Origin of the sequence: Streptomyces sp. NPDC006743 (assembly GCF_040703815.1) — a bacterium.
Classification (GTDB): Bacteria; Actinomycetota; Actinomycetes; order Streptomycetales; family Streptomycetaceae; genus Streptomyces.
Map to the genome: position 1 here is coordinate 1 of NZ_JBEYJA010000045.1, position 25,460 is coordinate 25,460.

Sequence of the window (25,460 nt, forward strand, 5' to 3'; positions counted from 1 at the left end):
CGCTCCCGCAGCCCCGAAAGATCATCGCGCCCAACGGCCACGGTCCTCGCAACTCCCACAGATCGCGGGTGTTGCGAGGACCGTTAGAACCCAAGTTCGGCCGGGGCCCTTGCGCGTGTACGGGCGCACCGCCTGCGCGTTCACCCGTGGCGCCCGTCAGAGCAGTTTGCGCGCGGCCCTTCTCAGGTCGTACTCGTGGATGATCGCCTTGGCGTGGCCGTACGCGAGGTTGTGCTCCTGGCGGAGCCAGCTGAGCCGCTCCTCGAAGCAGAGGGCGGGGCCTTCCTCGACGGTGCGCAGCCAGTCGGAGACCTCACGACCGGTGCACTGGGGGATGCGGGCGAGCAGATTGCGGTGGGTCTCTTCGGAGAAGACTTGGGACATCGGCGCCTCCGGACGCTTTCGAAGCCGGTCCTTCACGTCACCGTGCCTGAGCGGCGCCGCGTTGGCAACAGTCCGGGTGCGGCGCGTAGTCTCGCGGCGTGGTGGACACGACATCTCTGACCCGGGCAGTGGATCACTTCGCCGACCGTCTGAGGGCGGCTCCGCAGAGCCGGCTCCAGCGCGCGGGCGCCGCCGAGGCGCTGGGGCTGGCCAGGGAGTTCGCCCGGCGGGCGCAACTGCTGGAGGACCCCGGGGCCGAGCCGCGCGAGATGCCCGACGCCGGGATGTTCGCGGCGGCGGACCAGGTGACCGTCGCCGGACACGATCTGGCGCTCCTGCTCACCAGCGACGCCGAGGTCGAGGAGGCGGTACGGCTGGTGGAGGAGGCACAGAAACGCGCGGGCGTGTGACCGCCCGCGCGAGCAGGACACCGGATCAGCCCCTCAGAGCGAGGCGATGACCCGGTCCGCCAGGATGTACACGTTCTCCTCGCCGCAGGCGAAGGTCAGGGTGTAGGCGCCCGACACGCCCGAGCCGCCCAGCAGCACCGGGGACTCGCCCGCCTGCAGCGCCGCGGCCAGCCGTTCCGCGGTCTCGCGGTGGCCCGGGGTCATGCACAGCGTCGTACCGTCGGCGAAGACGTAGACGTCGAGGGTGCCCAGCGGGCCCGGGCGGACGTCGGCCAGCGCGACCCGCTCGTCGGCCAGCTCCTCCAGCGTGGCGACGGTGCGCTCGTGGTCGCCCACGACCGGAGAGGGGTGCGGGGTGAAGTCCGGGTGCGAGGGGTGGCGGCGGCGGGCCGCGGCCAGCTCAGGGGAGTCGCCCGCGGTGCCCGCGGCCGGGTCCTTGCCGGACAGACCGGAGAACTCGTCGGCCTCCGCGCCGGACTCGGTCACCGGCTCCAGGTACTCCAGGCCGGCCAGGTCGGCCTGGCGCGGCAGGAACAGCTCGCTGTCGGGCAGTCCGAGCAGGGACGGGGTGTCGGCGGCGTCCCGCGCCTCCTGGGCGGCCCAGAAGGCGCGCGCCTCGGCGAGTTCCCGCTCCCGCTCCTCCGCGAGCGCCTGGACCACCGCGGTGCGTATCTGCTCGGTGTCGGCGTGCCCGCGGGCGGCGGGCAGCAGGGCGCGCGCGGTGACGGCGTGGTTCTCGGCGAGCTGGTTCTGCAGGGCCGTGACCTGGCGGCGCAGGGCGAAGAGGGTGCGCAGGACGGCGACGCCCACGGCGCCGGTGGCGGCCGTGGTGACCAGCAGGGCGATGGGCATGGCGCTCACTGACGTACTCCCGGGTTCATGGTCGACCCCCGACTTCCTACATCAGCTTGAAGGGTGGACTATCAAGCTGTCAGTGCGTAACGTCACGAAACGGACAGGAATGTGGCGTGCGGGACGCTTGAGCCGCCAGTGGGGCCATCGCTGACCTGCGGAGATCTCCTCCCCGAGGGAGATAGGTCACACTCTGGGGGAGATTGGATCACAGAACGGCCCGGAATCCGCGAGTTTTCCGGATTCCGGGCCGTTCGTTCACGGTGGGTGCTATGGCGGCCACTGACGGTGCATCAAGTGGCCGTGCGGGTGGGGCGGAAGGGTCAGCTGAGGCGCTCGACGACCATCGCCATGCCCTGGCCGCCGCCGACGCACATCGTCTCCAGACCGAACTGCTTGTCGTGCCACTGCAGGGAGTTGATCAGCGTGCCGGTGATGCGCGCGCCGGTCATGCCGAACGGGTGGCCGACCGCGATGGCGCCGCCGTTGACGTTGAGCTTGTCGAGGTCGATGCCGAGGTCGCGGTAGGAGGGGATCACCTGGGCGGCGAACGCCTCGTTGATCTCCACCAGGTCGATGTCGTCGATGGTCAGACCGGCCCGCCGCAGCGCCTGCCTGCTGGCCTCGACCGGGCCGAGGCCCATGATCTCCGGGGACAGGCCGGAGACGCCGGTGGAGACGATCCGGGCGAGCGGGGTCAGGCCCAGCTCACGGGCCTTGGTGTCGGACATGATGACGAGCGCGGCGGCGCCGTCGTTGAGCGGGCAGCAGTTTCCGGCGGTGACCAGGCCGTCGGGGCGGAAGACCGGCTTGAGCCCGGCCACGCCCTCCATGGTCACGCCGGCGCGCGGGCCGTCGTCCTTGCCGACGACCGTGCCGTCGGGCAGCGTCACCGGGGTGATCTCCCGCTCCCAGAAGCCGTTCTTGATGGCCTGCTCGGCCAGGTTCTGCGAGCGGATGCCGAACTCGTCCATGTCCTGGCGGGTGACGCCCTTGAGCCGGGCCAGGTTCTCGGCGGTCTGGCCCATCGCGATGTAGGCGTCCGGGACCAGGCCGTCCTCGCGCGGGTCGTGCCAGGTCGTGCCCTCCTGCTCGGCGACGGCGGCGGTACGGGCCTCCGCCTCGGCGAAGAACGGGTTGTGCGTGTCCGGCAGGCTGTCGGAGTTGCCCTTGGTGAAGCGGGAGACCATCTCGACACCGGCCGAGATGAACACGTCGCCCTCGCCCGCCTTGATGGCGTGCAGCGCCATGCGGGAGGTCTGCAGCGAGGAGGAGCAGTAGCGGGTGATCGTGCAGCCGGGCAGGTGGTCCATGCCCATCTGCACGGCGACGATCCGGCCGAGGTTGTTGCCCTGCTCGCCGCCGGGCAGACCGCAGCCGAGCATCAGGTCGTCGATGTCCCGCGGGTCCAGCTCGGGGACCTTGGCGAGCGCGGCCTGGATGATCGTGGCGGTGAGGTCGTCCGGGCGCAGGTCCTTGAGGGAGCCCTTGAAGGCGCGGCCGATGGGCGAGCGGGCGGTCGAGACGATGACGGCTTCGGGCATCACGGCTCCACGGGAGGGGGAGAGGACGGGCAGGGCTGGATGGGAAGTTACCCGTACGTATGGTCCTGGTCACGGGGATGGCGGTGTGACCCTGACCGCAGTTTTCTAAGCGCTTGCTTTGCTGGGCGGCGGACGATCGGCGCGAGGGTGCCGCGCCGCCGGGCCGCCGGTCCACGGCGGCGCGCTCACGCCGAGGGGGTGACCTGGGCCGGGCCGGGTTCCGTGACCCGCCGGCGCCGGCGGCGTTTGAGGAGGGCCCAGGGGCCGCGCGGGCCGGTCGGCATCGCGGCCGCGACCTCCGTGCCCGCCTCGGACGCCGCCTCCGCCGCCGCCCGCGCCACCGGCAGGAAGCCCTCGCGCCGCGACACGTCCGGCCGTTCCTCCTCCGCCGGCCACAGACCGAGCGCCGCGCACACCGTCGGCAGCACCGCCATCGCCGCCGTGGCGTACCCCTCGGCGGACGGGTGGTAGTTGTCGGGGCCGAACAGCTCGCGCGGGTTGGCCGCGAACTCCGGGCCCAGCAGGTCGCCCAGCGACACGGTGCGGCCGCCCTGCTCCACCACCCCGATCGTCTGCGCCGCCGCCAGTTGCCGTGAGGCGCGCCGGGCCAGGTAGCGCAGCGGCTGCTGCACCGGCTCGATCGTGCCCAGGTCGGGGCAGGTGCCGACCACCACTTCCGCCCCGGCCGTGCGCAGCCGCCGTACCGCCGCCGACAGATGGCGCACCGAACGCGTCGGCGGCATCCGGTGGGTGACGCCGTTCGCGCCGATCATGATCACGCAGACGTCCGGCACCTGGTCCGGGCCGGCCAGCACCAGGGCCACCTGGCGGTCCAGGTCGTCGGAGCGGGCGCCGGGCACCGCGACGTTGCGCAGCCGCACCGGACGCTCGGCCACCGCCGCCAGTCCGGACGCCAGCAGCGCGCCCGGGGTCTGCCCCGCCCGGTGGACGCCCTGCCCCGCGGCCGTGGAGTCACCGAGCATGGTCAGCCGCAGCGGCGGTGCGCCGGGGGTGTCGTAGACCTGGCCGTACAGACCGGCGGCGACCGGTACGTGGTTGTCCGTGCCGTTGCCCACATGGCGCCTGGCCATCTGCACCTCGGCCACCAGCAGCCCCACGGCGGCGGCCCCGACCAGCCCCAGCCCGCCGCCCCCGTACGCCGCGCCGGCCGCGATCCGCCGGGCCACCCGCGCCCTCGACATGCTCGTCATGCCGCCGCCACCTCCCGCATAGCCGTCCACCCAGTGCTTGCCCCGTACCGACCGTCGCCCAATCTCGACAGGGAGTGAACAGCCGCCCCGGGCGCAGTCCCAGCCTTTAGGCTGGCGGAACCACCACGACCACACCTTTTGCAGCGACCGGAGACAACGGTGCGATTCCACGACTCGATGATCAGCCTCGTCGGCAACACCCCGCTGGTACGGCTCAACAGCGTCACCAAGGGCATCAAGGCGACCGTCCTGGCCAAGGTCGAGTACTTCAACCCGGGCGGCTCCGTGAAGGACCGCATCGCCCTGCGCATGATCGAGGCGGCCGAGCAGAGCGGCGAGCTGAAGCCGGGGGGCACGATCGTCGAGCCGACCAGCGGGAACACCGGGGTGGGACTTGCCATCGTGGCCCAGCAGAAGGGCTACAAGTGCATCTTCGTCTGCCCGGACAAGGTCTCCACCGACAAGATCAACGTGCTGCGCGCCTACGGCGCGGAGGTCGTGGTGTGCCCGACGGCCGTGGCGCCCGAGCACCCGGACTCCTACTACAACGTCTCCGACCGCCTCGTGCGGGAGACCCCCGGCGCCTGGAAGCCCGACCAGTACTCCAACCCCCACAACCCGCTCTCGCACTATCACTCCACCGGCCCCGAGCTGTGGGAGCAGACCGAGGGGAAGATCACCCACTTCGTGGCGGGCGTCGGCACCGGCGGCACCATCTCCGGCACCGGCCGCTACCTCAAGGACGTCAGCGACGGCCGGGTCAAGGTCGTCGGCGCCGACCCCGAGGGCTCGGTGTACTCCGGCGGCTCCGGGCGGCCGTACCTCGTCGAGGGCGTCGGTGAGGACTTCTGGCCCACCGCCTACGACCGGGACGTGGCCGACGAGATCGTCGCCGTCTCCGACAAGGACTCCTTCCAGATGACCCGCCGCCTGGCCAAGGAGGAGGGCCTGCTGGTCGGCGGCTCCTGCGGCATGGCGGTCGTCGCGGCGCTGGAGGTGGCCGAGCGGCTCGGCCCGGACGACGTCGTCGTGGTGCTGCTGCCCGACAGCGGGCGCGGGTACCTCTCGAAGATCTTCAACGACGAGTGGATGGCCGACTACGGCTTCCTGGAGGACGAGGGCCCGAGCGCCCGCGTCGGCGACGTGCTCAGCGACAAGGAGGGCGGCTCCATCCCCTCCCTCGTCCACATGCACCCGGACGAGACGGTCGGTCAGGCCATCGAGGTGCTGCGGGAGTACGGCGTCTCGCAGATGCCCATCGTGAAGCCGGGCGCCGGGCACCCCGACGTCATGGCCGCCGAGGTGGTCGGCTCCGTCGTCGAACGAGAGCTGCTGGACGCCCTGTTCACCAAGCGGGCCTCGCTGGAGGACCCGCTGGAGAAGCACCTGTGCGCCCCGCTGCCGCAGGTCGGCTCGGGCGAGCCGGTCGCCGACCTCATGACGGTGCTCGGCACCGCGGACGCGGCGATCGTCCTGGTGGAGGGCAAGCCGACCGGCGTGGTCAGCCGTCAGGACCTGCTGGCCTTCCTCGCCAAGGGCGGCAAGCAGTAGCGGACGCCCGCCGCGAGCAGGAGGGACGCCCGGTGAACGGGGGCGGCCCGGTCCAGGGGAACGCGCGGTGACCTGCGGCCGAGGGGCGGTCGCGCAAGCGCTACGCGGGTGTCACGTGCCCGCAGCACCCGCTTAACACGCGTCCGGCACAGTGGTGGTTGTCGGCAGGGAGGCGGGGCCACCGCCCGGGCGTCACGACACGCTCCGGGAAGGCACTTCCTCCGGGCCGGCGACCCGATACGGCGTCAAGGACAACCGGAGCGGCTCCCGGACCTCCATGGACGCCCCGGACGCAGGGCCCGGCCTGACCCGGCCCGCGTCCCCCGCGGGGACCGCCGTCGTCCCGCCCCCCAGTGCTGGGGGTGCGGCGGTCCCCGCGCACCTCTCCTGCGCCGGTCCCGCGCACCTTCCCCGGCGGCGCTGCGCGGGCCGGCGGCCGCGCAGCGTGCCTGCCGGGGTCAGCTGCCTGCCGTGCCTGCCTGGTGTCAGTCGTCCCAGTCGTCGTTCCCGGAGGGGCGGTGGCGCCGGCCGAAGAGGCCCGGGTTCGTCCGGGCGGCCTGGACGGCGTTGACGCCGACGATCCCGGCCCAGGCGACGATCAGGCCGGGCAGGTGGGCGGTGCCGGCACCGATGGCGGAGAGCGGCACGGCCAGCACCAGGGAGACGATGCCGAAGCCGAAACGCTCGCCGAAGGAGTCGGTGGCCCGGGGCGAGCGGGCGCCGCGGGTCGCCGTCATCTGCTGCTCGGCGAGGTGACGCCGCAGGCGGCGCTCCACGGCGCCGTCGATGCGCTGGTCGACCTTCTCCAGGAACGAGTCGACCAGCGCGGACTCGTACTCGGCGCCCAGTTCCCCGCGGGCCTGCAGGGTGGCGTTGAGTTCCTTCTTCAGATCGGTGTCCCGCGTGTCCATTCCGGTCATGCCGACCAGGCTAGGCAGCGCGGCGGCCCGGCGCACTGGGGCTAGCCCCCCTGCCCGCCGGGGGCCGGCCGCCGTCGGCGTCACCCGGACTGCGGCTGCGGTGGGCACGCCGACGGCGGTGGCCGTCGCAACGGCCCCGGGTCGGGGCCGGTCCGCGGTCGCAGGGGTCGCGCGCACCGCGTCCGTCCAGGATCAGCACGCAGACGGTCACGCACCGCGCCGACCGGGCGACACTTGGTGGTACTTGGTGGTTTCCTTGCCCGGCCTGTATGACTTCATGCAGAGTTCTTGGTGTCTGAATACCAACTGGTCGGGGAGTACTCTCCCGGGGCGTCGACGACTTCTGGAGGGGGAGCACGTCATGAGCGTGACCGACAGCCCTGCCGCACGGCTGCAGGCGCTCTTCGAGGGGCACCGGCTCACGCCGACCCAGCGGCGCATCGCGCACAGCATGGTCCGGCGCGCCGCCGAGGTGCCGTTCCTGTCCAGCGTCGAGCTGGCCGAACTCGCCGGGGTCAGCCAGCCGTCGGTCACCCGCTTCGCGGTCGCGCTCGGCTTCGACGGCTACCCGGCGCTGCGCCGGCACCTGCGCGAGGTGGCGCCCGCCGAACCGGCGGACCGCCCCGCCTCGGCCAACGAGTACCAGCAGGCCGTCGAGGCGGAGATCGAGAACCTCCGCCACCTGGCCGAGGCCCTGGCCGACCCGGGGCCGGTGCAGGAGGCGGGCCGCCTCCTGGCCGCCTCGCGCCCGCTGCCGGTCCTGGGCCTGCGGGCCGCGGCCTCCCAGGCGTACGGCTTCGCGTACTTCGCCGCCAAGGTGCACCCGGACGTACGGCTGCTCGACGAGGGCGGCACGATGATCCAGGACCGCATCGACGGCGCCGTACGGGCCGGGGCGTCGGCGCTGCTGTGCTTCGCGCTGCCGCGCCACCCGCGCGAGGTGGTGGAGACCCTCGCCTACGCCCGGCAGGCCGGTCTGGCCGTCGTCACCGTCGCCGACTCGGCGTTCGCCCCCGTCGCCCGCCACTCCGACCTGCTGCTGCCCGCGGCCGTCGGCACCGGGCTCGCCTTCGACACCGCCTGCGCCCCGATGCTGCTGGGCCGGGTGCTCCTGGAGGCCATGTGCGACGACCTGCCCGACGCGCAGGCACGGCTGGAGGAGTTCGACGCGAAGGCGGCGGCCCGCGGACTGTTCGAGGACTGAACGGACCGGGGACTGCGATCTCTTGGTCCCGTGTTCGCGGGCTCGGTGCTCTCAGACTCGTCTCACGAACGCTCGCTAGCCTCCCGCCCGGACCGACCGGAGGGTGCCGGGGAGAGAAGGAGGCAGCACGTGGCACGCGGAACGCGCGGGGACCGTGGGGGCCGAGGAGAGCGTGGAGACCGTGGCGGACGGGGGCTGGCCCGGGTGGCCGTCGTCGTCCGGGCCGGGGCGGCACCGATGTGGTGGCTGGGGGTGGTCGCCGCGGGGGCCGGAGCGCTGCCGCCGGGGCTGACCGGGCGGCGGATCGGGGTGCTGTCGGGAGCCGCGCTGTTCCTGGTGGCCGCGGCCGTCGTGGCCTGCGCGCGGCGCCGCCGCTACCTCGCGCTCGCCCGGGGTGCCGCCCGAGCCGGACGGCACGACGTGCTCCAGGACCGCGCGGTCAGCGTCCGCGCCTGGCGCCGGGGGCACCGCTGGTGGCTGCTGCTGGCGTTCGCGGCCGCGCTGGGCAGTTCCTTCGCCCTGCCGGCGGCCGGCGGCATGCTCCTGGCGGGCGCCGGGACCGGGCTGCGGCTCAAGGCCGCCTGGCTCGGACGGCGCGAACGGGCCGGGGACGCGCTGCTGTGGGTGCGCGTGGACTGGCTCGGCCGGGACGGCGGGCGCCCGGCGGGCAAGGCGGTCAGGGCCTACCGCAGCACGGGCATCGCGGCGGGCGACGCGGCCCCCGGAGGGACCCGCCGCCGCACCGCGGCACTCGTCTAGTACGGCCTCGCCCTGCCGGCAGGGCCTCGTTCGCTACGGCCTCTCGGCATACCGGCGCGCCGTACGGCCGGGGACGGGGGCGACTCCGAGCCGTCTGGCTCGGGCTGCGGTCCGGCTCGGGGCTGCCGCCTGGCTCGTGCCCGCACTCCGGCTCGGGGCTGCGGTCCGTCTGGCGCCTGCCGCCTGGCTCGTGCCCGCCATCCGGCTCGGGGCGCCGCCAGGCTCGCGCCTGCCGTCCGGCTCGCGCCTGCCGTCCGGCGGCTCAGACCTCCAGGTCCTCCTCGATGCGCTTGAGCTGGTGGCGGGCCATCGCCAGGTTGGCCCGCTTCGCGTCCAGCACGAGGTAGAGGAAGAGCCCGTTGCCGCTCCGTCCGCTGATCAGGCGGATCACGTGGTACTGGTCGGTCAGGGTGATCAGGATGTCCTCGATCTGCCCCTTGAGGCCGAGGTGCTCCATGGTGCGCATCTTGGCCCGTACGACATCGGTGTTGCCGGCGGCGGCGACGTTCAGGTCGAAGGTCTTGCTGCCGCCCATCGTGCCCAGCGCCATACCGGTGGTGTAGTCGACGAGCGCGACGCCGGTGGCACCCTCGATGGAGGCGAGCGCTTCCTTCAGGCAGGTCTCGGTGTTGGCCATGGCCGTCTCTCCTTTTTCCTTCGTCAGCTTTCGGTGGTGGCGGTGCCGGCGGGCGCGTGACCGCCCGGCGGGATGCCTGGGGTGGCCGGACCGCCGGGGGCGGCGCCCGGTTCGGCGCCGGGTGCGGCGCCCGCGGTGGACGAGGCCGGTTCGGGGCATTCGGGGGATTCGGTGGATTCGGTGGGCGCGGCGGTTGCGGCCGTCGAGGTGGTGCGGGGCGCACGCGGGGTCCTCGTCCGCAGGGGAGCGGGGCGCGCGGGCGGTTTCACCGGTCTGGCCGGGGCCCTGCCGGGGACGGCTGCCGCCGCCCCGGCGTCGACCAGTTCGCCGATACGGGCCCCGGCCCGGCGGCCCTCCAGATGGAGGCGGCCGACGTTGACGCGGTCCTCGGCGAGCAGCGTCAGCACGGCGCCGCGTCCCGCCGCGTAGGTGGCGACGTAGCCGTGCACGCCCCGTACCAGCAGTTCACGCAGCCCGCCCCGGCCGGTCACGTCCGCCATGCGGACGGCCACACCCAGCGCGGTCGCGGTCAGGGCCGCCACGCCCTCCGGTTCCACGCCCGGGGTGTCGTGGGCCAGGACCAGGCCGTCGACGCTCGCCGCCAGCGCGCCGGTGAGCTGGGGTACGCGCGCCCTCAGCCGCCGCAGTTCCTCCAGGATCTCGGGCTCGGCTGCCATCCGGTGTCTCCTCTCAAAGGGCCTCCAGCGCATCCCTGAGCCTCTTCAGCAGCGTGATGTGGGGGTCGGTGCCGTGCGCCGGCTGCGTGAGCCAGGGGTCGGCGGAGCCGGCGGGCGACGGCAGGGCGACCGTGGGCCCGGTGTCCCCCGGCCCGGTGTCCGGGGGGCCGGTCTCCGTGAGCCGTGTGTCCGGGGGGCCGGGGAAGGCGGGCACCGGCGCCGCATACGGGTCCGGCGGGCCGGGCGTTCCGGGCGGTGGGTCCGGCCGCCGCTGTGGTGCGAGGAGGCCCGCGGCGGCCAGGCGCCGCACGTCCACCAGGGTGTGGAACGCCTGCCGCCCCAGGTCCCGGGCCAGGTCGGCGGCCGTGCGGGTGCCGTCGACCAGGTCCAGCAGGGCCCGCTGACGGGAGGTCAGCCGCGGTGCGGCGGTGACGGAGGTCCGCAGCAGCGGGGCGCTGTCCGGCCGCGCGTCGGGCCAGATGCGGTCCAGCAGCGCACGCCGACGCAGGGTCGCGCGCTCCAGGGCGTCGACCGGGACCGTCGGGACGGTGCCGAGTCGGTGGGCGGCGGCCCCGTAGCGGAAGCGGCCCGGGGTGCTGCTCGGCGCGAGGACGAAGTAGGCGGCGTCGTAGAGCGTGCCGAGGTGGCACAGGTGCAGGGCACCCTCGGTGAGGCGGCCGTCGGCCAGCAGGACCTGCGCCGCGCCCGGCGGGCCGCCGGCCCGGGAGACGGCGTCCCGCCAGACCTCGGGGCGCAGCGTGCCGTGGGTGGTGAGGAGTATGTCCAGCCCGGGGGCCAGCGGGCTCTCGGCGTGTGCCACGCGGCCCTCGTCGAGGTGGAGCGTGCCGCGTTCGCGGACGAGGAGGCCGGTGGCCCGCTCGGCCGCCAGGCGGGTCAGCATCGGTGAGACGCCGCCCCAGGCCCGCTCGCTGTCCGCTCTGTCCCGCACGGGCAGCGGGGGAGGAGTGTCGACCACGGTCATCCCAGCACCAGCCGCTCGGCCATCTCGCCCAGGCGTATGCGGGCGAGGGCGAGGTTGCCCTCGGCGCGGGTCAGCCACAGGTGCAGGAACACGCTGCTGTCGAACGTGGTGTCCACGAAGCGCAGCAGGTGGTAGCTGTCGCGGTTGCTGACGATCAGGTCCTCGACCGGCGGGCGGTCGCCTCCCTCGGGGTCGTCGGCCGCGGCGAACGCGCCGTGTTCCGCGGCCAGCCGGGCCAGTTCCGCGGCTTCCGCCGCGGTGGTCTCGTGGTCGCCGCCCGGGGGCTCCCCGACGGCGCCCAGGGCCAGCCCGCTCGTCCAGTCGACCAGCGCGGCGCCCCGCGCTCCGGGCAACCGCATGGCTTCCAGCAGGCACTCGTCGATTCCGGGCACGGTCGTTCCCCTCCCGCCTGGGGTTTCGGCTGAGTGAGGCAGACGCTACGCAGGGTGTGCGGGGGCGGTGGGGGTTACGGCATTTTCCAGTGGAACATGCGCCCGAGGAACTAACGTGGGTCGGCTGACCCCGGCAACACGCCCCCCGCACACGGCAGTACGCCCTCGCGGCAGCCCCCCGTCCCTGGCAGCACGCCCGCCCTCCGCACCCCCCAACCCCTGGCGGCACGCCCTCCCTCGGCAGGAGGACACCCGCCGGGTGACACGCCCGCCCTCGACAGCAGGGCACCCGTCGGCGGCACGCCCAGCCGCCGGCTGGACTCCCTCAACGGCCGGGCCCGGTGGTCCGCACCGCTGATCCCCTGTGGGTGCCCCGCCCGTCACCCCGCCCCTTCCGTCCCCCGCCCCTTCCGCCCATCCCGCACTCCGCGTCCCCGCCCCGCGCCCCTCGCGCAGGGCTCCGCCGGCTCCCGCAGGGCTCCTCCGTGTCTCCCCCGATGACGTATTGACTAGTTCTATTCAACGGGTCAGGATGTGAATAGAAGCCGTAACAATCCCTCGGGAGCAACCGCCAGGAGGCAGACCATGTCAGGACCCCGCCCCGTTCGAGCACCGCGCGGCACGGAACTGAGCGCCCTGGGATGGCAGCAGGAGGCCGCCCTGCGGATGCTGCAGAACAACCTCGACCCCGAGGTCGCCGAGCACCCCGACAAGCTCGTCGTCTACGGCGGCACCGGCAAGGCCGCCCGCGACTGGCGCTCCTTCGACGCCATGGTCCGCACCATGAGGACCCTCAAGGCCGACGAGACCATGCTCGTGCAGTCCGGCCGCCCCGTCGGCGTCATGCAGACCCACGAGTGGGCCCCGCGCGTCCTGATCGCCAACTCCAACCTCGTCGGCGACTGGGCCAACTGGGAGGAGTTCCGCCGCCTGGAGGCCCTCGGCCTGACCATGTACGGGCAGATGACCGCCGGCTCCTGGATCTACATCGGCACCCAGGGCATCCTCCAGGGCACCTACGAGACCTTCGCCGCCGTCGCCGCGAAGAAGTTCGGCGGCACGCTCGCCGGGACCATCACCCTCACCGCCGGCCTCGGCGGCATGGGCGGCGCCCAGCCGCTCGCCGTGACGATGAACGACGGCGTCGCCCTCTGCATCGACTGCGACCCGCGCGCCATCGACCGCCGCATCGAGCACCGCTACCTCGACGTGCGGGCCGACAGCCTGGAGCACGCCCTCCAGCTCGCCACCGAGGCCCGCGACCAGCGCAGGCCGCTGTCCATCGGCGTCCTCGGCAACGCCGCCGAACTGGTCCCGCAGCTCCTCGCCATGAGCGCGCCCATCGACATCGTCACCGACCAGACCAGCGCCCACGACCCGCTGGCCTACCTGCCCGTAGGCGTCGCCTTCGAGGACATGGCCGACGCCGCCGCCAAGGACCCGGCCGGCTTCACCGCCCGCGCCCGTGAGTCGATGGCCAGGCACGTCGAGGCCATGGTCGGCTTCCAGGACGCCGGGGCCGAGGTCTTCGACTACGGCAACTCCATCCGCGGTGAGGCCCAGCTGGCCGGGTACGAGCGGGCGTTCGCCTTCCCCGGCTTCGTCCCCGCCTACATCCGCCCGCTGTTCTGCGAGGGCAAGGGCCCCTTCCGCTGGGCCGCCCTGTCCGGCGACCCCGCCGACATCGCCAAGACCGACAAGGCGATCCTGGACCTCTTCCCGGAGAACGAGTCCCTGGCCCGCTGGATCAAGATGGCCGGCGAGCGCGTCCACTTCCAGGGCCTGCCCGCCCGTATCTGCTGGCTCGGCTACGGCGAGCGCGACAAGGCCGGCGAGCGCTTCAACGACATGGTCGCGAGCGGTGAGCTGGCCGCGCCGGTCGTCATCGGCCGCGACCACCTCGACTGCGGTTCCGTCGCCTCCCCGTACCGCGAGACCGAGGCCATGCTCGACGGCTCCGACGCCATCGCCGACTGGCCGCTGCTGAACGCCATGGTCAACGTGGCCTCCGGTGCCTCCTGGGTGTCCATCCACCACGGCGGCGGCGTCGGCATGGGCCGCTCGATCCACGCCGGGCAGGTGACGGTCGCCGACGGCACGAAGCTCGCGGGGGAGAAGATCCGCCGCGTCCTCACCAACGACCCCGGCATGGGCGTCATCCGGCACGTGGACGCCGGGTACGACATCGCCGACTCCGTCGCCGACGAGCGCGGCGTGCGCGTGCCGATGCGTGAGGGTGAGGGCGCGTGACCGTGCGGGACGGCGGGCGCGCGGGCGACCGGCCGGCGGGACCCGGAACCCGGCCCCCGGGCGCGGGTCCTGCCGCGCCCGCCCTCCCCGCCGGGCCGGCGGCGAACGCCGGCCCGGCGGGGACCCCCGGCGCGGCGCGGAACGACTTTGCACCGCGCGCAGGGGGCGCCGGCGCGTCCTTCCACGAGATGTGGCGCGACCTCGCCCCCATCGGGCGGCACGCCGGGTCCGGCGGTTACCGGCGCTTCGCCTGGACCGGGGCCGACGCCGAGTGCCGGGCCTGGTTCGAGGAGCAGGCCCGCGCGCGCGGACTGGCCTACGAGGTCGACCGCAACGGCAACCAGTGGGCCTGGCTCGGTGACCCGGCCGCCGGGGACGCCGTCGTGGCCGGCTCCCACCTGGACTCCGTACCCGACGGCGGGGCCTTCGACGGGCCCCTCGGGGTGGTGTCGGCGTTCGCCGCGCTCGACGAACTGCGCCGCAGGGGAGCACAGTTCGGCAAGCCGCTGGCCCTCGTCAACTTCGGCGACGAGGAGGGCGCCCGCTTCGGGCTCGCCTGCGTCGGCTCGCGGCTGACCGCCGGGCAGCTCACCGTCGAGCAGGCGCACCGGCTCACCGACGGCGACGGGACCACGCTGCCCCGCGCCATGGAGGCCGCCGGCTACGACCCGGACGCCATCGGCCCGGACCCGGAACGTCTCTCCCGCATCGGCGCCTTCGTCGAACTCCACGTCGAACAGGGCCGCGCCCTGGACCTGACCGGCGACCCGGTCGGCGTGGCCAGCGCGATCTGGCCCCATGGGCGGTGGCGGTTCGACTTCCGCGGCGAGGCCAACCACGCCGGCACCACCCGGCTGGCCGACCGGCGCGACCCGATGCTGTCGTACGCCGAGACAGTGCTCGCCGCCCGCCGCGAGGCCGAACTCGCCGGCGCCGTGGCCACCTTCGGCAAGATCGCCGTGGAGCCGAACGGCGTCAACGCGATCCCGTCCCTGGTGCGCGGCTGGCTCGACTCCCGCGCCGCCGACCAGGCCACCCTGGACACGGTGGTCACCGGCGTGGAGAAGGCGGCCCGCGCGTACGCGGCGGCGCACGGCATCGACCTCGACGTGGTCCGCGAGTCCTTCACGCCCGTCGTCGAGTTCGACCACGCCCTGCGCGACGAACTCGCCCGCATCCTGGGCCACCGCGCCGGCCTGAAGGTGCCCGTCCTCGGCACAGGGGCCGGACACGACGCGGGGATCCTGTCCGGGAGCATCCCGACCGCCATGCTGTTCGTGCGCAACCCCACCGGTGTCTCGCACTCCCCGGCCGAGTTCGCCGCCGAGGACGACTGCGTGGCCGGGGTGCGCGCCCTCGCCGACGTACTGGAAGGACTGGCCTGCACGTGACCACCACCGAGCGGACACGGACGTACTGGCTGGAGCACGCCTGGCTCGGCACGCACGTCGAGCCGGACGTGGCGCTCGACGTGCGCGACGGCCGCATCGCGGCCGTCCGCACGGGGGTCGCCGCCCCGCCGCCGGGCGCCGAACCCCTGCGCGGCCTCACGCTCCCCGGCCTGGCCAACGCGCACAGCCACGCCTTCCACCGGGCGCTGCGCGGCACCGTCCAGGTCGGCTCCGGCACCTTCTGGACCTGGCGCGAGGTCATGTACGCCACCGCCGACCGGCTCACCCCGGACACCTACCGGGCCCTGGCCCGCGCGGTGTACGCCGAGATGGCGCTCGCCGGGATCACCGCCGTCGGCGAGTTCCACTACGTGCACCACGCGCCCGGCGGCGCCCGCTACGCCGACCCGAACGCGATGGGCGAGGCCCTGGTCGAGGCCGCCGCCGAAGCCGGCATCCGCATCACCCTCCTCGACACCTGCTATCTCTCCGCCGGCTTCGGGCAGCCGCCCGACGAGCACCAAAGACGCTTCTCCGACGGGACGGCCGAGGCCTGGGCCGAACGCTGTTCAGTTCTCAAGGAACGGGATCACGCGCGGATCGGTGCCGCCGTGCACTCGGTGCGGGCGGTGCCCGCGCGGGAACTGGCCACGGTGGCGCGCTGGGCCGAGGAGCGGCGGGCCCCGCTCCACGTCCACCTCTCCGAGCAGACCGCGGAGAACGACGCCTGCCTGCACGCCCACGGGTGCACCCCCACCCGGCTGCTGGCCGACCACGGCGTCCTCGGCCCGCGCACCACCGGCGTGCACAACACCCACCTCACCGAGGACGACATCGCCCTGCTCGGCACCACCGGCACCGGCACCTGCATGTGCCCGACGACCGAACGCGACCTCGCCGACGGCATCGGCCCGGCCCCCGCCCTCCAGCGCGCCGGCTCCCCCCTCAGCCTCGGCTCCGACAGCCACGCCGTCATCGACCTGTTCGAAGAGGCCCGCGCGATGGAGCTGAACGAGCGCCTGCGCAGCCGCACCCGCGGCCACTGGACGGCCGCCGCCCTGCTGCGCGCGGCCACCGGGGACGGTCACGCCGCCCTCGGCTGGGACGACGCGGGCAGCCTCACCGCGGGCGCCCTCGCCGACTTCACGACGATCGCGCTGGACTCGGTCAGGACAGTGGGGCCGCTGCCACGGCTGGGCGCCGAGACGGCCGTATTCGCCGCGAGCGCGGCGGACGTGCGCCATACGGTCGTGGGCGGGCGCCATGTCGTACGCGACGGGGCGCACGCCCTGGTCCCCGACGTGCCGTCAGAGCTGGCCGCAGCGGTCGAAGCCCTGCGCGGCTGAACCCCACCGTCATCCCCGAGGACACCATGAGCAGCAGGAACGCCGGCAGCAGCACCGGCACCAGCACCGTCATCACCAACATCGCCACACTGGTCACCAACGACCCCTCCCTCGGTGACACGCCGTCCCCCCTCGGCCTGGTCCGGGACGCGGCCGTCGTCATCGAGGGCGACCGCATCGCGTGGACCGGTGAATCAAGCAAAGCACCCGCCACTGACAACCGGGTCGACGCGGGCGGCCGGGCGGTGCTGCCGGGCTTCGTGGACTCCCACTCCCACCTGCTCTTCGCGGGCGACCGCACCGAGGAGTTCAACGCCCGGATGTCCGGCCGGGCCTACAGCGCCGGCGGCATCCGCACCACGGTCGCCGCCACCCGCGCCGCCGGCGACGGGGAACTGGAGGCCAACCTCACCCGTCATCTCGCCGAGGCCCTGCGGCAGGGCACGACCACGTTCGAGACGAAGTCCGGCTACGGCCTGACCGTCCCCGACGAGTCCCGCGCCCTGCGCATCGCCGCCGCGCACACCGACGAGGTCACCTACCTCGGCGCCCACATCGTCCCCCCGGACCACGCCGAGGACCCGGCGGCCTACGTGGAACTGGTCACCGGCGAGATGCTGGAGGCGTGCGCCCCGCACGCCCGCTGGATCGACGTCTTCTGCGAGAAGGGCGCCTTCGACGGCGACCAGGCCCGTGCGATCCTCACCGCCGGCCGGGCGAAGGGACTGCACCCGCGCATCCACGCCAACCAGCTGTCCTACGGCCCCGGTGTGCAGCTCGCCGTGGAGCTGGACGCGGCCAGCGCCGACCACTGCACCCACCTGACGGACGCGGACGTCGACGCCCTGGCGCACAGCGACACCGTCGCCACGCTGCTGCCCGGCGCCGAGTTCTCCACCCGCGCCCAGTGGCCCGACGCCCGCCGGCTGCTGGACGCGGGGGCCACGGTCGCCCTGTCCACCGACTGCAACCCGGGCTCGTCGTACACCTCGTCGGTGCCGTTCTGCATCGCGCTCGCCGTACGGGACATGGGCATGACCCCCGACGAGGCGGTCTGGTCGGCGACGGCGGGCGGGGCGGCGGCCCTGCGCCGCACCGACGTCGGCCGCCTCACGCCCGGTGCCCGCGCCGACCTGCTCGTCCTGGACGCCCCGAGCCACGTCCACCTGGCCTACCGTCCGGGCGTGCCCCTGGTGAGCCAGGTGTGGCGACGCGGCGTGCGCGAGGTCTGAGCCGAAAACCGGCCCCCAGGGCGGGGGCCGGGCCGGCGGTCACTCCTCGACCGTCAGCGCCTTGCGCAGCCGTACCAGCGTCCGCGACAGCAGCCGTGAGACGTGCATCTGGGAGATGCCCAGCTCCTCGCCGATCTCCGACTGGGTCATGTTGGCGACGAACCGCAGCGAGAGGATCTTCCGGTCCCGCGCGGGCAGTTCGGCGATCAGCGGCTTGAGCGACTCGACGTACTCGATGCCCTCGATCCCGTGGTCCTCGTAGCCGATACGGTCGGCGAGGGTCCCCTCGGAATCGTCGTCGTCCGGCTGCGCGTCCAGCGACGAGGCGGTGTAGGCGTTGGACGCGGCCATGCCCTCCACCACCTCGTCCTCGGTCAGACCGAGATGGCGGGCCAGCTCCGCCACCGTGGGGGCGCGGTCGAGGCGCTGGGCCAGTTCGTCACCGGCCTTGGCCAGGTCGAGCCGCAGCTCCTGCAGCCGGCGCGGCACGCGCACGGACCACGAGGTGTCCCGGAAGAAGCGCTTGATCTCGCCGATGATGGTAGGCATCGCGAAGGTGGGGAACTCGACGCCGCGGGAGAGTTCGAAGCGGTCGATCGCCTTGATCAGGCCGATGGTGCCGACCTGGATGATGTCCTCCATCGGCTCGCTGCGGGAGCGGAAGCGGGAGGCGGCGAACTTGACCAGCGCCAGGTTGAGTTCGACGAGGGTGTTGCGGACGTAGGCGTACGCGTGCGTGCCTTCCTCGAGGGACTCCAGCCGCTCGAAGAGGGTCTTGGACAGGGCCCGTGCGTCGTCCGGGGCCACTTCGTCGTACGGGGGGATGTCAGGGAGCCCGGCCAGCGCGGCGGGCGGTTCTCCCGCCGGTGCGGCGGCGGGGCCGCTCCGTCCGGCGCGTACGCCGTCGTCGGGGGCGAGGGGATCGAGGCGGTCCGGAGGGAGTGTCGACGTCGCCGTCTGGGTATGCGAGGCGTCGAGCCGGGGTGACATGATGTCCTCCATCGTTCTCGGCATATGGCTGCCGAAGCCAGTTCGTGCACTGCGGTGTGCGGCGCCTCCAAAGCCGGCCGTGTCGGTTACGTGTCCCTACTAGCCCTACCCGCTTTCCCGACACGACCGCAAGTGCGTTCTGTGGACATATGTCCGTTTGTGTGCGGTTGTTCGGGTGTCGGAGCGGTCGGGGAAGGCGTAGTGTTCGAGGGCGTCAGTCAGCAGCCAAGACTCCGGGAGTGAGAGACGGCATGGACCGCGGGACGGTCGGCAGTGCACAGTCGGGCCGGCTTCTGGTGGAAGTGCGGCAAGAGGGCTCCAGCGCCGTGGTGACACCGGCAGGCGAACTGGACCACCACACGGCGGACCTGCTGCGTGAGCCGCTCGAGGCGTGCGTCGACAAGGGCCGCTCGCGCCTGGTGGTGGACTGTTCCCGGCTGGAGTTCTGTGATTCCACGGGACTGAACGTGCTGCTGGGGGCGCGCCTGAAGGCGGAGGCGGCCGGGGGAGGTGTGCACCTGGCGGGGATGCTGCCGGTGGTGGCGCGGGTGTTCGAGATCACAGGGGCGGACGCGGTCTTCACCGTGCACGACACGCTGGAGGACGCCTTGGCCGACGACACCGGCCCGGTCGCCGGGACGGACGCGGCCGGCGGGGCCGACGCGGCCGGACCGGTCGGCGGAGCCGGCTGAAACCGACGGCGGTGCCGTCGGCGTGTCCTCTTCCGTGCTCCTCGCTCCTTTCGGCTCCTTCGGCGCGGCTTCGCGGGACGCCGCCCGGAACCCCTCCGGCCGGTCCGCTGGGCCGGGTCCGCAGCGGCCGCCGCAAAACAGGTGGTGTTCCGAGGGATCGGTCGGGCAGGAGCATCGTGAAACGGATCGACCGGTGGCGTACCGGCCATGTACGAACGTGGTGACTTTTGAATCGTGAACTGGTGAATCGGTGAGGTGAAGCGCTGATGAGCACCACCCGGCCTTGTTCGCCGGGCGACCGTGGCCCGGAGCCCAGCGGCGCTTCCGGGGCGTCCGAGGGGGACGTGCCGGCCGACGACGCCTCCGCAGCAGGGGGTGCGACGGCCGTGCCGGCGACCCCGTCGGAGGGCCGCCAGGTCCGCAGACTGAGCTTCGACGGCGCGAGCGGCGTCGTACCGCTGGCCCGTGACTTCGCCCGTCAGGCGTTGTACGCGTGGGGGTGGCTGCCCGCCGCGACCGCCGACCGGCGCGCCGCCGCCGAGGACGTGCTCCTCGTCGTCTCCGAACTGGTCACCAACGCCTGCCTGCACGCCGAGGGACCGGAACGGCTGGAGATCACCTGCGACAACAAGGTGATCCACATCGAGGTGTCGGACCGGGGCTCGGGCCAGCCCGCGCCGCGCACCCCGCACCGGGCCGGCCGCCCCGGCGGCCACGGCATGTTCATCGTCCAGCGCCTGTGCCTGGACTGGGGCGTGATCCGCGTCCCGGGCACGGCGGGCAAGAAGGTGTGGGCGGAGCTGGGCGCACCGGCGTAGGTCCGGGACAGGCCCTGGCCGCGCGCCCGCCCGCGGCGCCCGCGTGCCCGCCCGCGCGCACCCCCTGCGCGCCCGCCCGCGCACCCCGTGGGGGCTCGCGCGGGGGCGCTTGCGCCGGGGCCGCGCCGTCGCGACGCGTCCCGCTCCTGACCGCCGTACGGCCTCTCCTGCCACCGCGCGGCCACCCGGGCCGCCTGCGGCCGCCACCGTCCCCCGGCCCGCCCCCGCCCCATCGCTACGGCACCCCGATCCCGCGCGCACGGCAACCCCCGCACGTGAACTCCCGTACGCGGACCTCAGTACGCGTCCTCCGCACGCGTACCCCTGCACGCACACCGCCGCCCCGCGGAAACCGCCCCACGCAACCCGCCCCACGGAAAGCGCGAGAGCCGCCGCACCCTTGCGGATGCGGCGGCTCTCGGCGAACCGGGCGGGATGGTGTCAGCGCACGTCGCCCATGAGTTCCTTGACCCGCTTGCGGTACATCCACACCGCGAATCCGGCGACGACCGCGAGGGCGGCCTCCAGCGCGACGATGCCCGTCTTGTCGAGGTTGACGTTGGCGATGGAGAGCAGACCGGTCGTGGCGTCACCCGCGCTGACGGCCAGGAACCAGACGCCCATCATCTGCGAGGCGTACTTGGCGGGCGCCATCTTCGTGGTGACCGACAGGCCGACCGGGGAGAGGGTCAGCTCACCGACGGTCTGGACGAAGTAGATCGCCACCAGCCACAGCGCCGCCGCCTTGTGCCCGCCGTCGGCGATGCCCAGCGGGGCGAGGAAGAGGAAGAAGGACGCGCCGATCAGCACGAGGCCCATCGAGAACTTGACCGCGGTGCTCGGCTCCTTGCCCCGCCGGGCCAGCGCCAGCCACGCCCAGGCGAAGACCGGCGCCAGCGCCATGATCATGACCGGGTTGACCGACTGGTACCAGGAGACCGGGAACTGCCAGCCGAAGACGCTGTTCTCGGCCGACTTCTCGGCGAACAGCGACACGGTCGAGCCGCCCTGGTCGTAGATCATCCAGAAGACGGCCGCGGCGACGAAGAACCAGATGTACGCGCTCATCTTCGACTGCTCGGCCCGGTCCAGCTCCTTGTCCCGCTTGATGCGGGCGATGACCAGGACGGGGATGATCACACCGGCGAGCGTGAGCGGGACCATCAGCCAGTTCAGGGTGTAGACCCCCGAGAAGCCGACGATCGCGTAGAAGACGACGGCGACGGCCGCCCACCCGGCCGCCTTGGTCAGCGTGGACCTCTTCTCCTCGGCGGTCATCGGCGTGGGGACGATGTCCGAGCGGGAGCTGAGGTGGCGTGAGCCGAGCAGGAACTGGGCCAGGCCCAGCGCCATGCCGAGCGCGGCGAGCGCGAAGCCGAAGTGCCAGTTGACCTTCTCGCCGATGGTGCCGATCGACAGCGGGGCGAAGAAGGCGCCCAGGTTGATGCCGATGTAGAAGAGCGTGAAGCCACCGTCGCGGCGCGGGTCGTCGGCGCCCTTGTAGAGGTGGCCGACCATCGTGGAGATGTTGGACTTCAGCAGGCCCGAACCGATGGCGACCAGACCGAGACCGGCGAAGAAGGTGCCGCTGAAGGGCAGCGCCAGGGTCACGTGTCCCAGCATGATGACGGCGCCGGCCACCGCGACGGTCCTGCGGGGGCCGAGGATCCGGTCGGCGACCCAGCCGCCCGGCATCGCGAGCAGGTACACCAGGGACAGGTAGACCGAGTAGATCGCGGTCGCGGTGGCCGCGTTCATGTGCAGGCCGCCCGGTGCCACCAGGTACAGCGGGAGCAGGGCCTTCATGCCGTAGTAGGAGAAACGCTCCCACATCTCGGTCATGAAGAGAGTGGCCAGGCCGCGGGGGTGGCCGAGGAAGGTTTTCTCGGAACCGGGGGTGCCCGGGCGGACCGAGTCCTTCGTCAGGCTGGACGCCATGGTCGTTCCTTGCTGGTCGGGACGCGCCACGGCGAGCCGGTACGCGCCCGGTGGGGGGCTGGCCGGCACCGGCGGGCCTGTCGTCCACCCCACGCCCAGGGGAGTTCGCCCCGGATCGCGGGGTGAGGGACGGCGGCCACCGGGATCCACGCCTCGCGACGCGACGATGCGTCCGGTGAGGCCCGGCCCTAGGTCGTTCCTTTCGAGGCCGGGGAGAACCGGCCCGCACGCAAAAGGGACCTTCAGCGTCGAACGAGCGCCAAAGGTCCGCTGCGTGCTACAGGCGTTCAACTCACCATACGGCAGGACAGTGCCGGATATGGAAGGACTTGAGACGGGGATCACAGGAGATGAGGGAACCGCGCGGCCCCTCTCGAGGGTTTCCTCAAGGATGGCATCCCAGGTCAGCGGCCTGGCACGGACGAGGTGAAAGGTCCGTGACCCTGACGCGGGGGCGGGCGCGACCATAGCGCCGCAAGGTAAGAGCACCGGAAGCCGATCACACCGCGGGCCACCCCAGCGGGCGCCACGGGCGGACTACCATCACCCCATGACCCGTGTACTGCTCGCCGAGGACGACGCGTCCATCTCGGAGCCGCTGGCCCGCGCACTGCGCCGGGAAGGTTACGAGGTCGAGGTGCGTGAGGACGGACCCACCGCGCTCGACGCCGGAATGCAGGGCGGTGTCGACCTGGTCGTGCTGGACCTCGGCCTGCCCGGCATGGACGGCCTGGAGGTCGCCCGTCGGCTGCGTGCCGAGGGCCACACCGTGCCCATCCTGATCCTGACCGCGCGCGCCGACGAGGTCGACACGGTCGTCGGCCTGGACGCGGGCGCCGACGACTACGTCACCAAGCCGTTCCGGCTCGCCGAACTCCTCGCCCGGGTCCGGGCCCTGCTGCGCCGCGGCGCCGCCGAGCCCCAGCAGCCGCCCGCCACCCACGGCGTGCGCATCGACGTGGAGTCGCACCGCGCCTGGATGGGCGACGAGGAACTCCAGCTCACCGCCAAGGAGTTCGACCTGCTGCGGGTGCTGGTGCGGGACGCGGGCCGGGTCGTCACCCGCGACCAGCTGATGCGCGAGGTCTGGGACACCACCTGGTGGTCGTCGACCAAGACTCTCGACATGCACATCTCCTGGCTGCGCAAGAAGCTCGGCGACGACGCGGCCAACCCCCGCTACATCGCCACCGTGCGGGGCGTGGGTTTCCGCTTCGAGAAGAGCTGAGTCCGCCGTGCGGGTCCCCCCGGGTCCGGGCACCGTCAGGTAAGAGGTCATGCGCCGCAGACTGATCCAGTCCACGCTCGCCGTGGTGCTCGTCGTGATCGCCGTCTTCGGCGTCTCCCTGGTGATCGTGGAGACCCGCACGATCAGCAACAGCGCGCAGGAGCGGGTCGACTCCGAGGCGCTGCGGCTGGCCAGCATCGTCGACAGCAGACTGCTCGGGGACGAGACCGTCAACGCCGGGATCCTGGCCGAACAGGTGGCCGCGGGCCAGTACGCGGTGATCGGCCTGCCCGGGCACCCGCCGATCGAGATCGGGACCAAGCCCTCCGGTGACGTCATCCACTCCACCGCCACGGGCGAGCAGGGCGAGACGGTACGGATGGAGGAGCCGCGTTCCTCCGTCACCCGCGAGGTCGGCCGGACACTGCTGATCATCGGGCTGGTGGCGCTGCTCGCGGTGGTGGCCGCGGTGCTGCTCGCCATCCGCCAGGCCAACCGGCTCGCCTCCCCGCTGACCGACCTCGCGGAGACCGCCGAGCGGCTCGGCTCCGGCGACCCGCGGCCCCGGCACAAGCGCTACGGCGTCCCCGAGCTGGACCGGGTGGCCGATGTGCTGGACGGCTCCGCCGAACGCATCGCCCGGATGCTGACCGCCGAGCGGCGCCTGGCCGCCGACGCCTCCCACCAGCTGCGCACCCCGCTGACCGCGCTGTCCATGCGGCTGGAGGAGATCACCCTCACCGACGACCCGGACACGGTGAAGGAGGAGGCGAACGTCGCGCTGACCCAGGTCGAGCGGCTGACGGACGTGGTGGAGCGGCTGCTGACGAACTCCCGCGACCCGCGCACCGGCTCCGCCGTCTCCTTCGACCTGGACGAGGTCATCCAGCAGCAGATCGCCGAGTGGCGTCCCGCCTACCGCAGCGCGGGCCGGGCGATCGTCAGCTCCGGCAAGCGGCACCTGCGGGCCGTGGGCACGCCGGGCGCGGTCGCGCAGGTACTGGCGGCACTGATCGAGAACTCGCTCATGCACGGCGGCGGCACGGTGGCGCTGCGCACCCGCGTGACCGGCAACCAGGCGGTCGTCGAGGTCACCGACGAGGGCCCCGGCGTCCCCGCCGACCTGGGCGCCCGCATCTTCGAGCGCACCATCAGCGGCCGCAACTCCACCGGCATCGGCCTCGCCGTCGCCCGTGACCTGGCCGAGGCCGACGGCGGCCGCCTCGAACTGCTCCAGGCCCAGCCCCCGGTCTTCGGCCTGTTCCTGTCCCGCACGCCCCCGACGAAGAGGGCGGCGGAGGACGAGCCGACGGTGCGGTAGCGCCTTCCCCGAGCGGCGGTGGCCCCCGGCATGGCGGTGGCCCCCGGCGCGGCGGCGGCCCGCGCGGCCGGCCGTCGGCCGTGCCGCGGCGGTCGGGCTGAGCCGGGGGCGCCGGTGCGGCTCAGCGAAGGGTGCCGGGTCCGGCTCAGCGGAAGGCGTCGGTGCGGGGCTTCTTCGTCTCCGCCCGGTGGCCCGCCTGCGTCCGGCTCGTGCGCGGGGCCGCCTCACCGGCCGCCGGCAGGGCGCGGAAGACCCAGGAGCGGTACGACCAGAAGCGGAACAGGGTCGCGATGCCGATGCCGAGGAACTTGAAGACGTTGCTCTGCAGCGGGCTGTCCCAGCCGAAGCCGTACGTGGCCAGGTAGAGGACGCCGTTCTCGATCACCAGGCCGATCGCGCTGAACAGCAGGAACAGGGTCAGTTCCTTGGTGCGCCCGCCCTTGTCGCGGTCCCGGTAGGTGAAGTAGCGGAAGCCGATGTAGTTGAAGACGATCGACACGATGGTGGCGATGACGCTCGCCCGCACCACCTGGAGGTCGGTCGTGTGCCGCACCAGGTTGAACACGAGCAGGTTGACCAGCAGCCCCGCTCCGCCCACCGCGCCGAACTTGGCGACCTCCCGCCACAGCCGCCCGACGCGGCCCAGCACCGGGTTCGGGGGCGCCGGTGGCGCCGATCGGTGCCCCGAGGAACCACGTCCCATGGTCGTGCAGGCCCCCGTCCGGGTCGGT

Annotated in this window: 24 protein-coding genes; 12 read left to right on the forward strand and 12 right to left on the reverse strand. The window is 73.3% G+C overall.

The genetic code is table 11. The annotated features are described in order from the left end of the window. Positions 1 to 156 precede the first annotated feature (156 nt). Positions 157 to 384 (reverse strand): DUF4287 domain-containing protein, encoded by a 228-nt coding sequence (locus tag ABZ719_RS28590; RefSeq protein ID WP_037852866.1) that lies wholly within the window; start codon positions 382 to 384, stop codon positions 157 to 159. A gap of 98 nt (positions 385 to 482) precedes the next feature. Here ABZ719_RS28590 and ABZ719_RS28595 point away from each other — a divergent pair, with 98 nt between their 5' ends. Then, positions 483 to 794 carry a hypothetical protein gene (locus ABZ719_RS28595; RefSeq protein ID WP_366728059.1) on the forward strand — a complete coding sequence of 104 codons (312 nt, stop codon included), beginning with the start codon at positions 483 to 485 and terminating at the stop codon, positions 792 to 794. Between the two features lie 33 nt (positions 795 to 827). On the opposite strand, the gene ABZ719_RS28600 is transcribed toward ABZ719_RS28595, so the two are convergent. The 3 genes from ABZ719_RS28600 to ABZ719_RS28610 form a co-directional block, all read right to left on the reverse strand. Then, positions 828 to 1,655 carry a hypothetical protein gene (locus ABZ719_RS28600; RefSeq protein WP_366728060.1) on the reverse strand — a complete coding sequence of 276 codons (828 nt, stop codon included), beginning with the start codon at positions 1,653 to 1,655 and terminating at the stop codon, positions 828 to 830. 314 nt (positions 1,656 to 1,969) lie between these two features. Next, a complete protein-coding gene (locus tag ABZ719_RS28605) occupies positions 1,970 to 3,190 on the reverse strand; it encodes an acetyl-CoA C-acetyltransferase (protein ID WP_366728061.1) in 1,221 nt (406 codons plus the stop codon). A gap of 185 nt (positions 3,191 to 3,375) precedes the next feature. After that, on the reverse strand, positions 3,376 to 4,401 hold the full coding sequence (locus ABZ719_RS28610; protein WP_366728062.1) for an SGNH/GDSL hydrolase family protein: 1,026 nt from the start codon (positions 4,399 to 4,401) through the stop codon (positions 3,376 to 3,378). Between the two features lie 159 nt (positions 4,402 to 4,560). On the opposite strand from ABZ719_RS28610, the gene ABZ719_RS28615 reads away from it, so the two are divergent. After that, the gene (locus tag ABZ719_RS28615) at positions 4,561 to 5,952 is read left to right on the forward strand and encodes a cystathionine beta-synthase (protein WP_366728063.1); all 1,392 of its coding nucleotides are present in this window, start codon (positions 4,561 to 4,563) and stop codon (positions 5,950 to 5,952) included. A 485-nt stretch (positions 5,953 to 6,437) separates the two neighbouring features. Here ABZ719_RS28615 and ABZ719_RS28620 read toward each other — a convergent pair whose 3' ends face one another. Next, positions 6,438 to 6,863: a hypothetical protein gene (locus tag ABZ719_RS28620; protein ID WP_366728108.1), complete on the reverse strand. Its 426-nt coding sequence runs from the start codon at positions 6,861 to 6,863 to the stop codon at positions 6,438 to 6,440. A 370-nt stretch (positions 6,864 to 7,233) separates the two neighbouring features. Between ABZ719_RS28620 and ABZ719_RS28625 the strand changes: the two genes are divergently transcribed. Both ABZ719_RS28625 and ABZ719_RS28630 read left to right on the forward strand, forming a co-directional pair. Next, positions 7,234 to 8,076 (forward strand): MurR/RpiR family transcriptional regulator, encoded by an 843-nt coding sequence (locus ABZ719_RS28625; RefSeq protein ID WP_366728064.1) that lies wholly within the window; start codon positions 7,234 to 7,236, stop codon positions 8,074 to 8,076. Between the two features lie 237 nt (positions 8,077 to 8,313). Further along, positions 8,314 to 8,835 (forward strand): hypothetical protein, encoded by a 522-nt coding sequence (locus ABZ719_RS28630; protein ID WP_366728109.1) that lies wholly within the window; start codon positions 8,314 to 8,316, stop codon positions 8,833 to 8,835. 262 nt (positions 8,836 to 9,097) lie between these two features. Here the strand turns inward: ABZ719_RS28630 and ABZ719_RS28635 are convergent, their stop codons facing one another. Genes ABZ719_RS28635 through ABZ719_RS28650 form a run of 4 tightly spaced genes read right to left on the reverse strand, consistent with a single transcriptional unit; the run spans position 9,098 to position 11,523 of the window. Next, positions 9,098 to 9,472, reverse strand: a complete 375-nt coding sequence (locus ABZ719_RS28635) for a hypothetical protein (RefSeq protein WP_366728065.1) — start codon at positions 9,470 to 9,472, stop codon at positions 9,098 to 9,100. Positions 9,473 to 9,495: 23 nt separating this feature from the next. After that, positions 9,496 to 10,149 (reverse strand): roadblock/LC7 domain-containing protein, encoded by a 654-nt coding sequence (locus tag ABZ719_RS28640; RefSeq protein ID WP_366728066.1) that lies wholly within the window; start codon positions 10,147 to 10,149, stop codon positions 9,496 to 9,498. Between the two features lie 13 nt (positions 10,150 to 10,162). After that, positions 10,163 to 11,131: a hypothetical protein gene (locus ABZ719_RS28645; RefSeq protein WP_366728067.1), complete on the reverse strand. Its 969-nt coding sequence runs from the start codon at positions 11,129 to 11,131 to the stop codon at positions 10,163 to 10,165. Beyond that, entirely contained in the window at positions 11,128 to 11,523 is a 396-nt protein-coding gene (locus tag ABZ719_RS28650; protein WP_037852888.1) for a hypothetical protein, read from the reverse strand. The genes ABZ719_RS28645 and ABZ719_RS28650 overlap by 4 nt, the downstream gene beginning before the upstream one ends. Before the next feature lie 585 nt (positions 11,524 to 12,108). Between ABZ719_RS28650 and hutU the strand changes: the two genes are divergently transcribed. The 4 genes from hutU to hutI all read left to right on the forward strand — a co-directional run bounded on the left by hutU (position 12,109) and on the right by hutI (position 17,742). After that, positions 12,109 to 13,773, forward strand: a complete 1,665-nt coding sequence (hutU, locus tag ABZ719_RS28655) for a urocanate hydratase (protein WP_366728068.1) — start codon at positions 12,109 to 12,111, stop codon at positions 13,771 to 13,773. A gap of 188 nt (positions 13,774 to 13,961) precedes the next feature. Next, on the forward strand, positions 13,962 to 15,164 hold the full coding sequence (locus ABZ719_RS28660) for an allantoate amidohydrolase (protein WP_366728069.1): 1,203 nt from the start codon (positions 13,962 to 13,964) through the stop codon (positions 15,162 to 15,164). Continuing rightward, the gene (locus tag ABZ719_RS28665) at positions 15,161 to 16,510 is read left to right on the forward strand and encodes a formimidoylglutamate deiminase (RefSeq protein WP_366728070.1); all 1,350 of its coding nucleotides are present in this window, start codon (positions 15,161 to 15,163) and stop codon (positions 16,508 to 16,510) included. Before ABZ719_RS28660 ends, ABZ719_RS28665 begins: the two co-directional genes overlap by 4 nt. Positions 16,511 to 16,536: 26 nt before the next feature. Then, the gene (hutI, locus tag ABZ719_RS28670; protein ID WP_366728071.1) at positions 16,537 to 17,742 is read left to right on the forward strand and encodes an imidazolonepropionase; all 1,206 of its coding nucleotides are present in this window, start codon (positions 16,537 to 16,539) and stop codon (positions 17,740 to 17,742) included. A 39-nt stretch (positions 17,743 to 17,781) separates the two neighbouring features. Here the strand turns inward: hutI and ABZ719_RS28675 are convergent, their stop codons facing one another. Then, positions 17,782 to 18,744 (reverse strand): RNA polymerase sigma factor SigF, encoded by a 963-nt coding sequence (locus tag ABZ719_RS28675; RefSeq protein WP_366728072.1) that lies wholly within the window; start codon positions 18,742 to 18,744, stop codon positions 17,782 to 17,784. Between the two features lie 239 nt (positions 18,745 to 18,983). Between ABZ719_RS28675 and ABZ719_RS28680 the strand changes: the two genes are divergently transcribed. Continuing rightward, positions 18,984 to 19,424, forward strand: a complete 441-nt coding sequence (locus tag ABZ719_RS28680; protein WP_366728073.1) for an STAS domain-containing protein — start codon at positions 18,984 to 18,986, stop codon at positions 19,422 to 19,424. 266 nt (positions 19,425 to 19,690) lie between these two features. Next, entirely contained in the window at positions 19,691 to 20,242 is a 552-nt protein-coding gene (locus ABZ719_RS28685; RefSeq protein ID WP_366728074.1) for an ATP-binding protein, read from the forward strand. 441 nt (positions 20,243 to 20,683) lie between these two features. On the opposite strand, the gene ABZ719_RS28690 is transcribed toward ABZ719_RS28685, so the two are convergent. Beyond that, positions 20,684 to 22,180, reverse strand: coding sequence for an oligopeptide:H+ symporter (locus tag ABZ719_RS28690; RefSeq protein ID WP_366728075.1), 1,497 nt, complete (start codon positions 22,178 to 22,180; stop codon positions 20,684 to 20,686). Between the two features lie 550 nt (positions 22,181 to 22,730). Between ABZ719_RS28690 and ABZ719_RS28695 the strand changes: the two genes are divergently transcribed. Continuing rightward, entirely contained in the window at positions 22,731 to 23,408 is a 678-nt protein-coding gene (locus tag ABZ719_RS28695) for a response regulator transcription factor (protein WP_018566970.1), read from the forward strand. Between the two features lie 49 nt (positions 23,409 to 23,457). Then, entirely contained in the window at positions 23,458 to 24,729 is a 1,272-nt protein-coding gene (locus ABZ719_RS28700) for an ATP-binding protein (RefSeq protein WP_366728076.1), read from the forward strand. Between the two features lie 145 nt (positions 24,730 to 24,874). Here the strand turns inward: ABZ719_RS28700 and ABZ719_RS28705 are convergent, their stop codons facing one another. Beyond that, positions 24,875 to 25,432: a GtrA family protein gene (locus ABZ719_RS28705; RefSeq protein ID WP_366728077.1), complete on the reverse strand. Its 558-nt coding sequence runs from the start codon at positions 25,430 to 25,432 to the stop codon at positions 24,875 to 24,877. Positions 25,433 to 25,460: the final 28 nt, after the last annotated feature.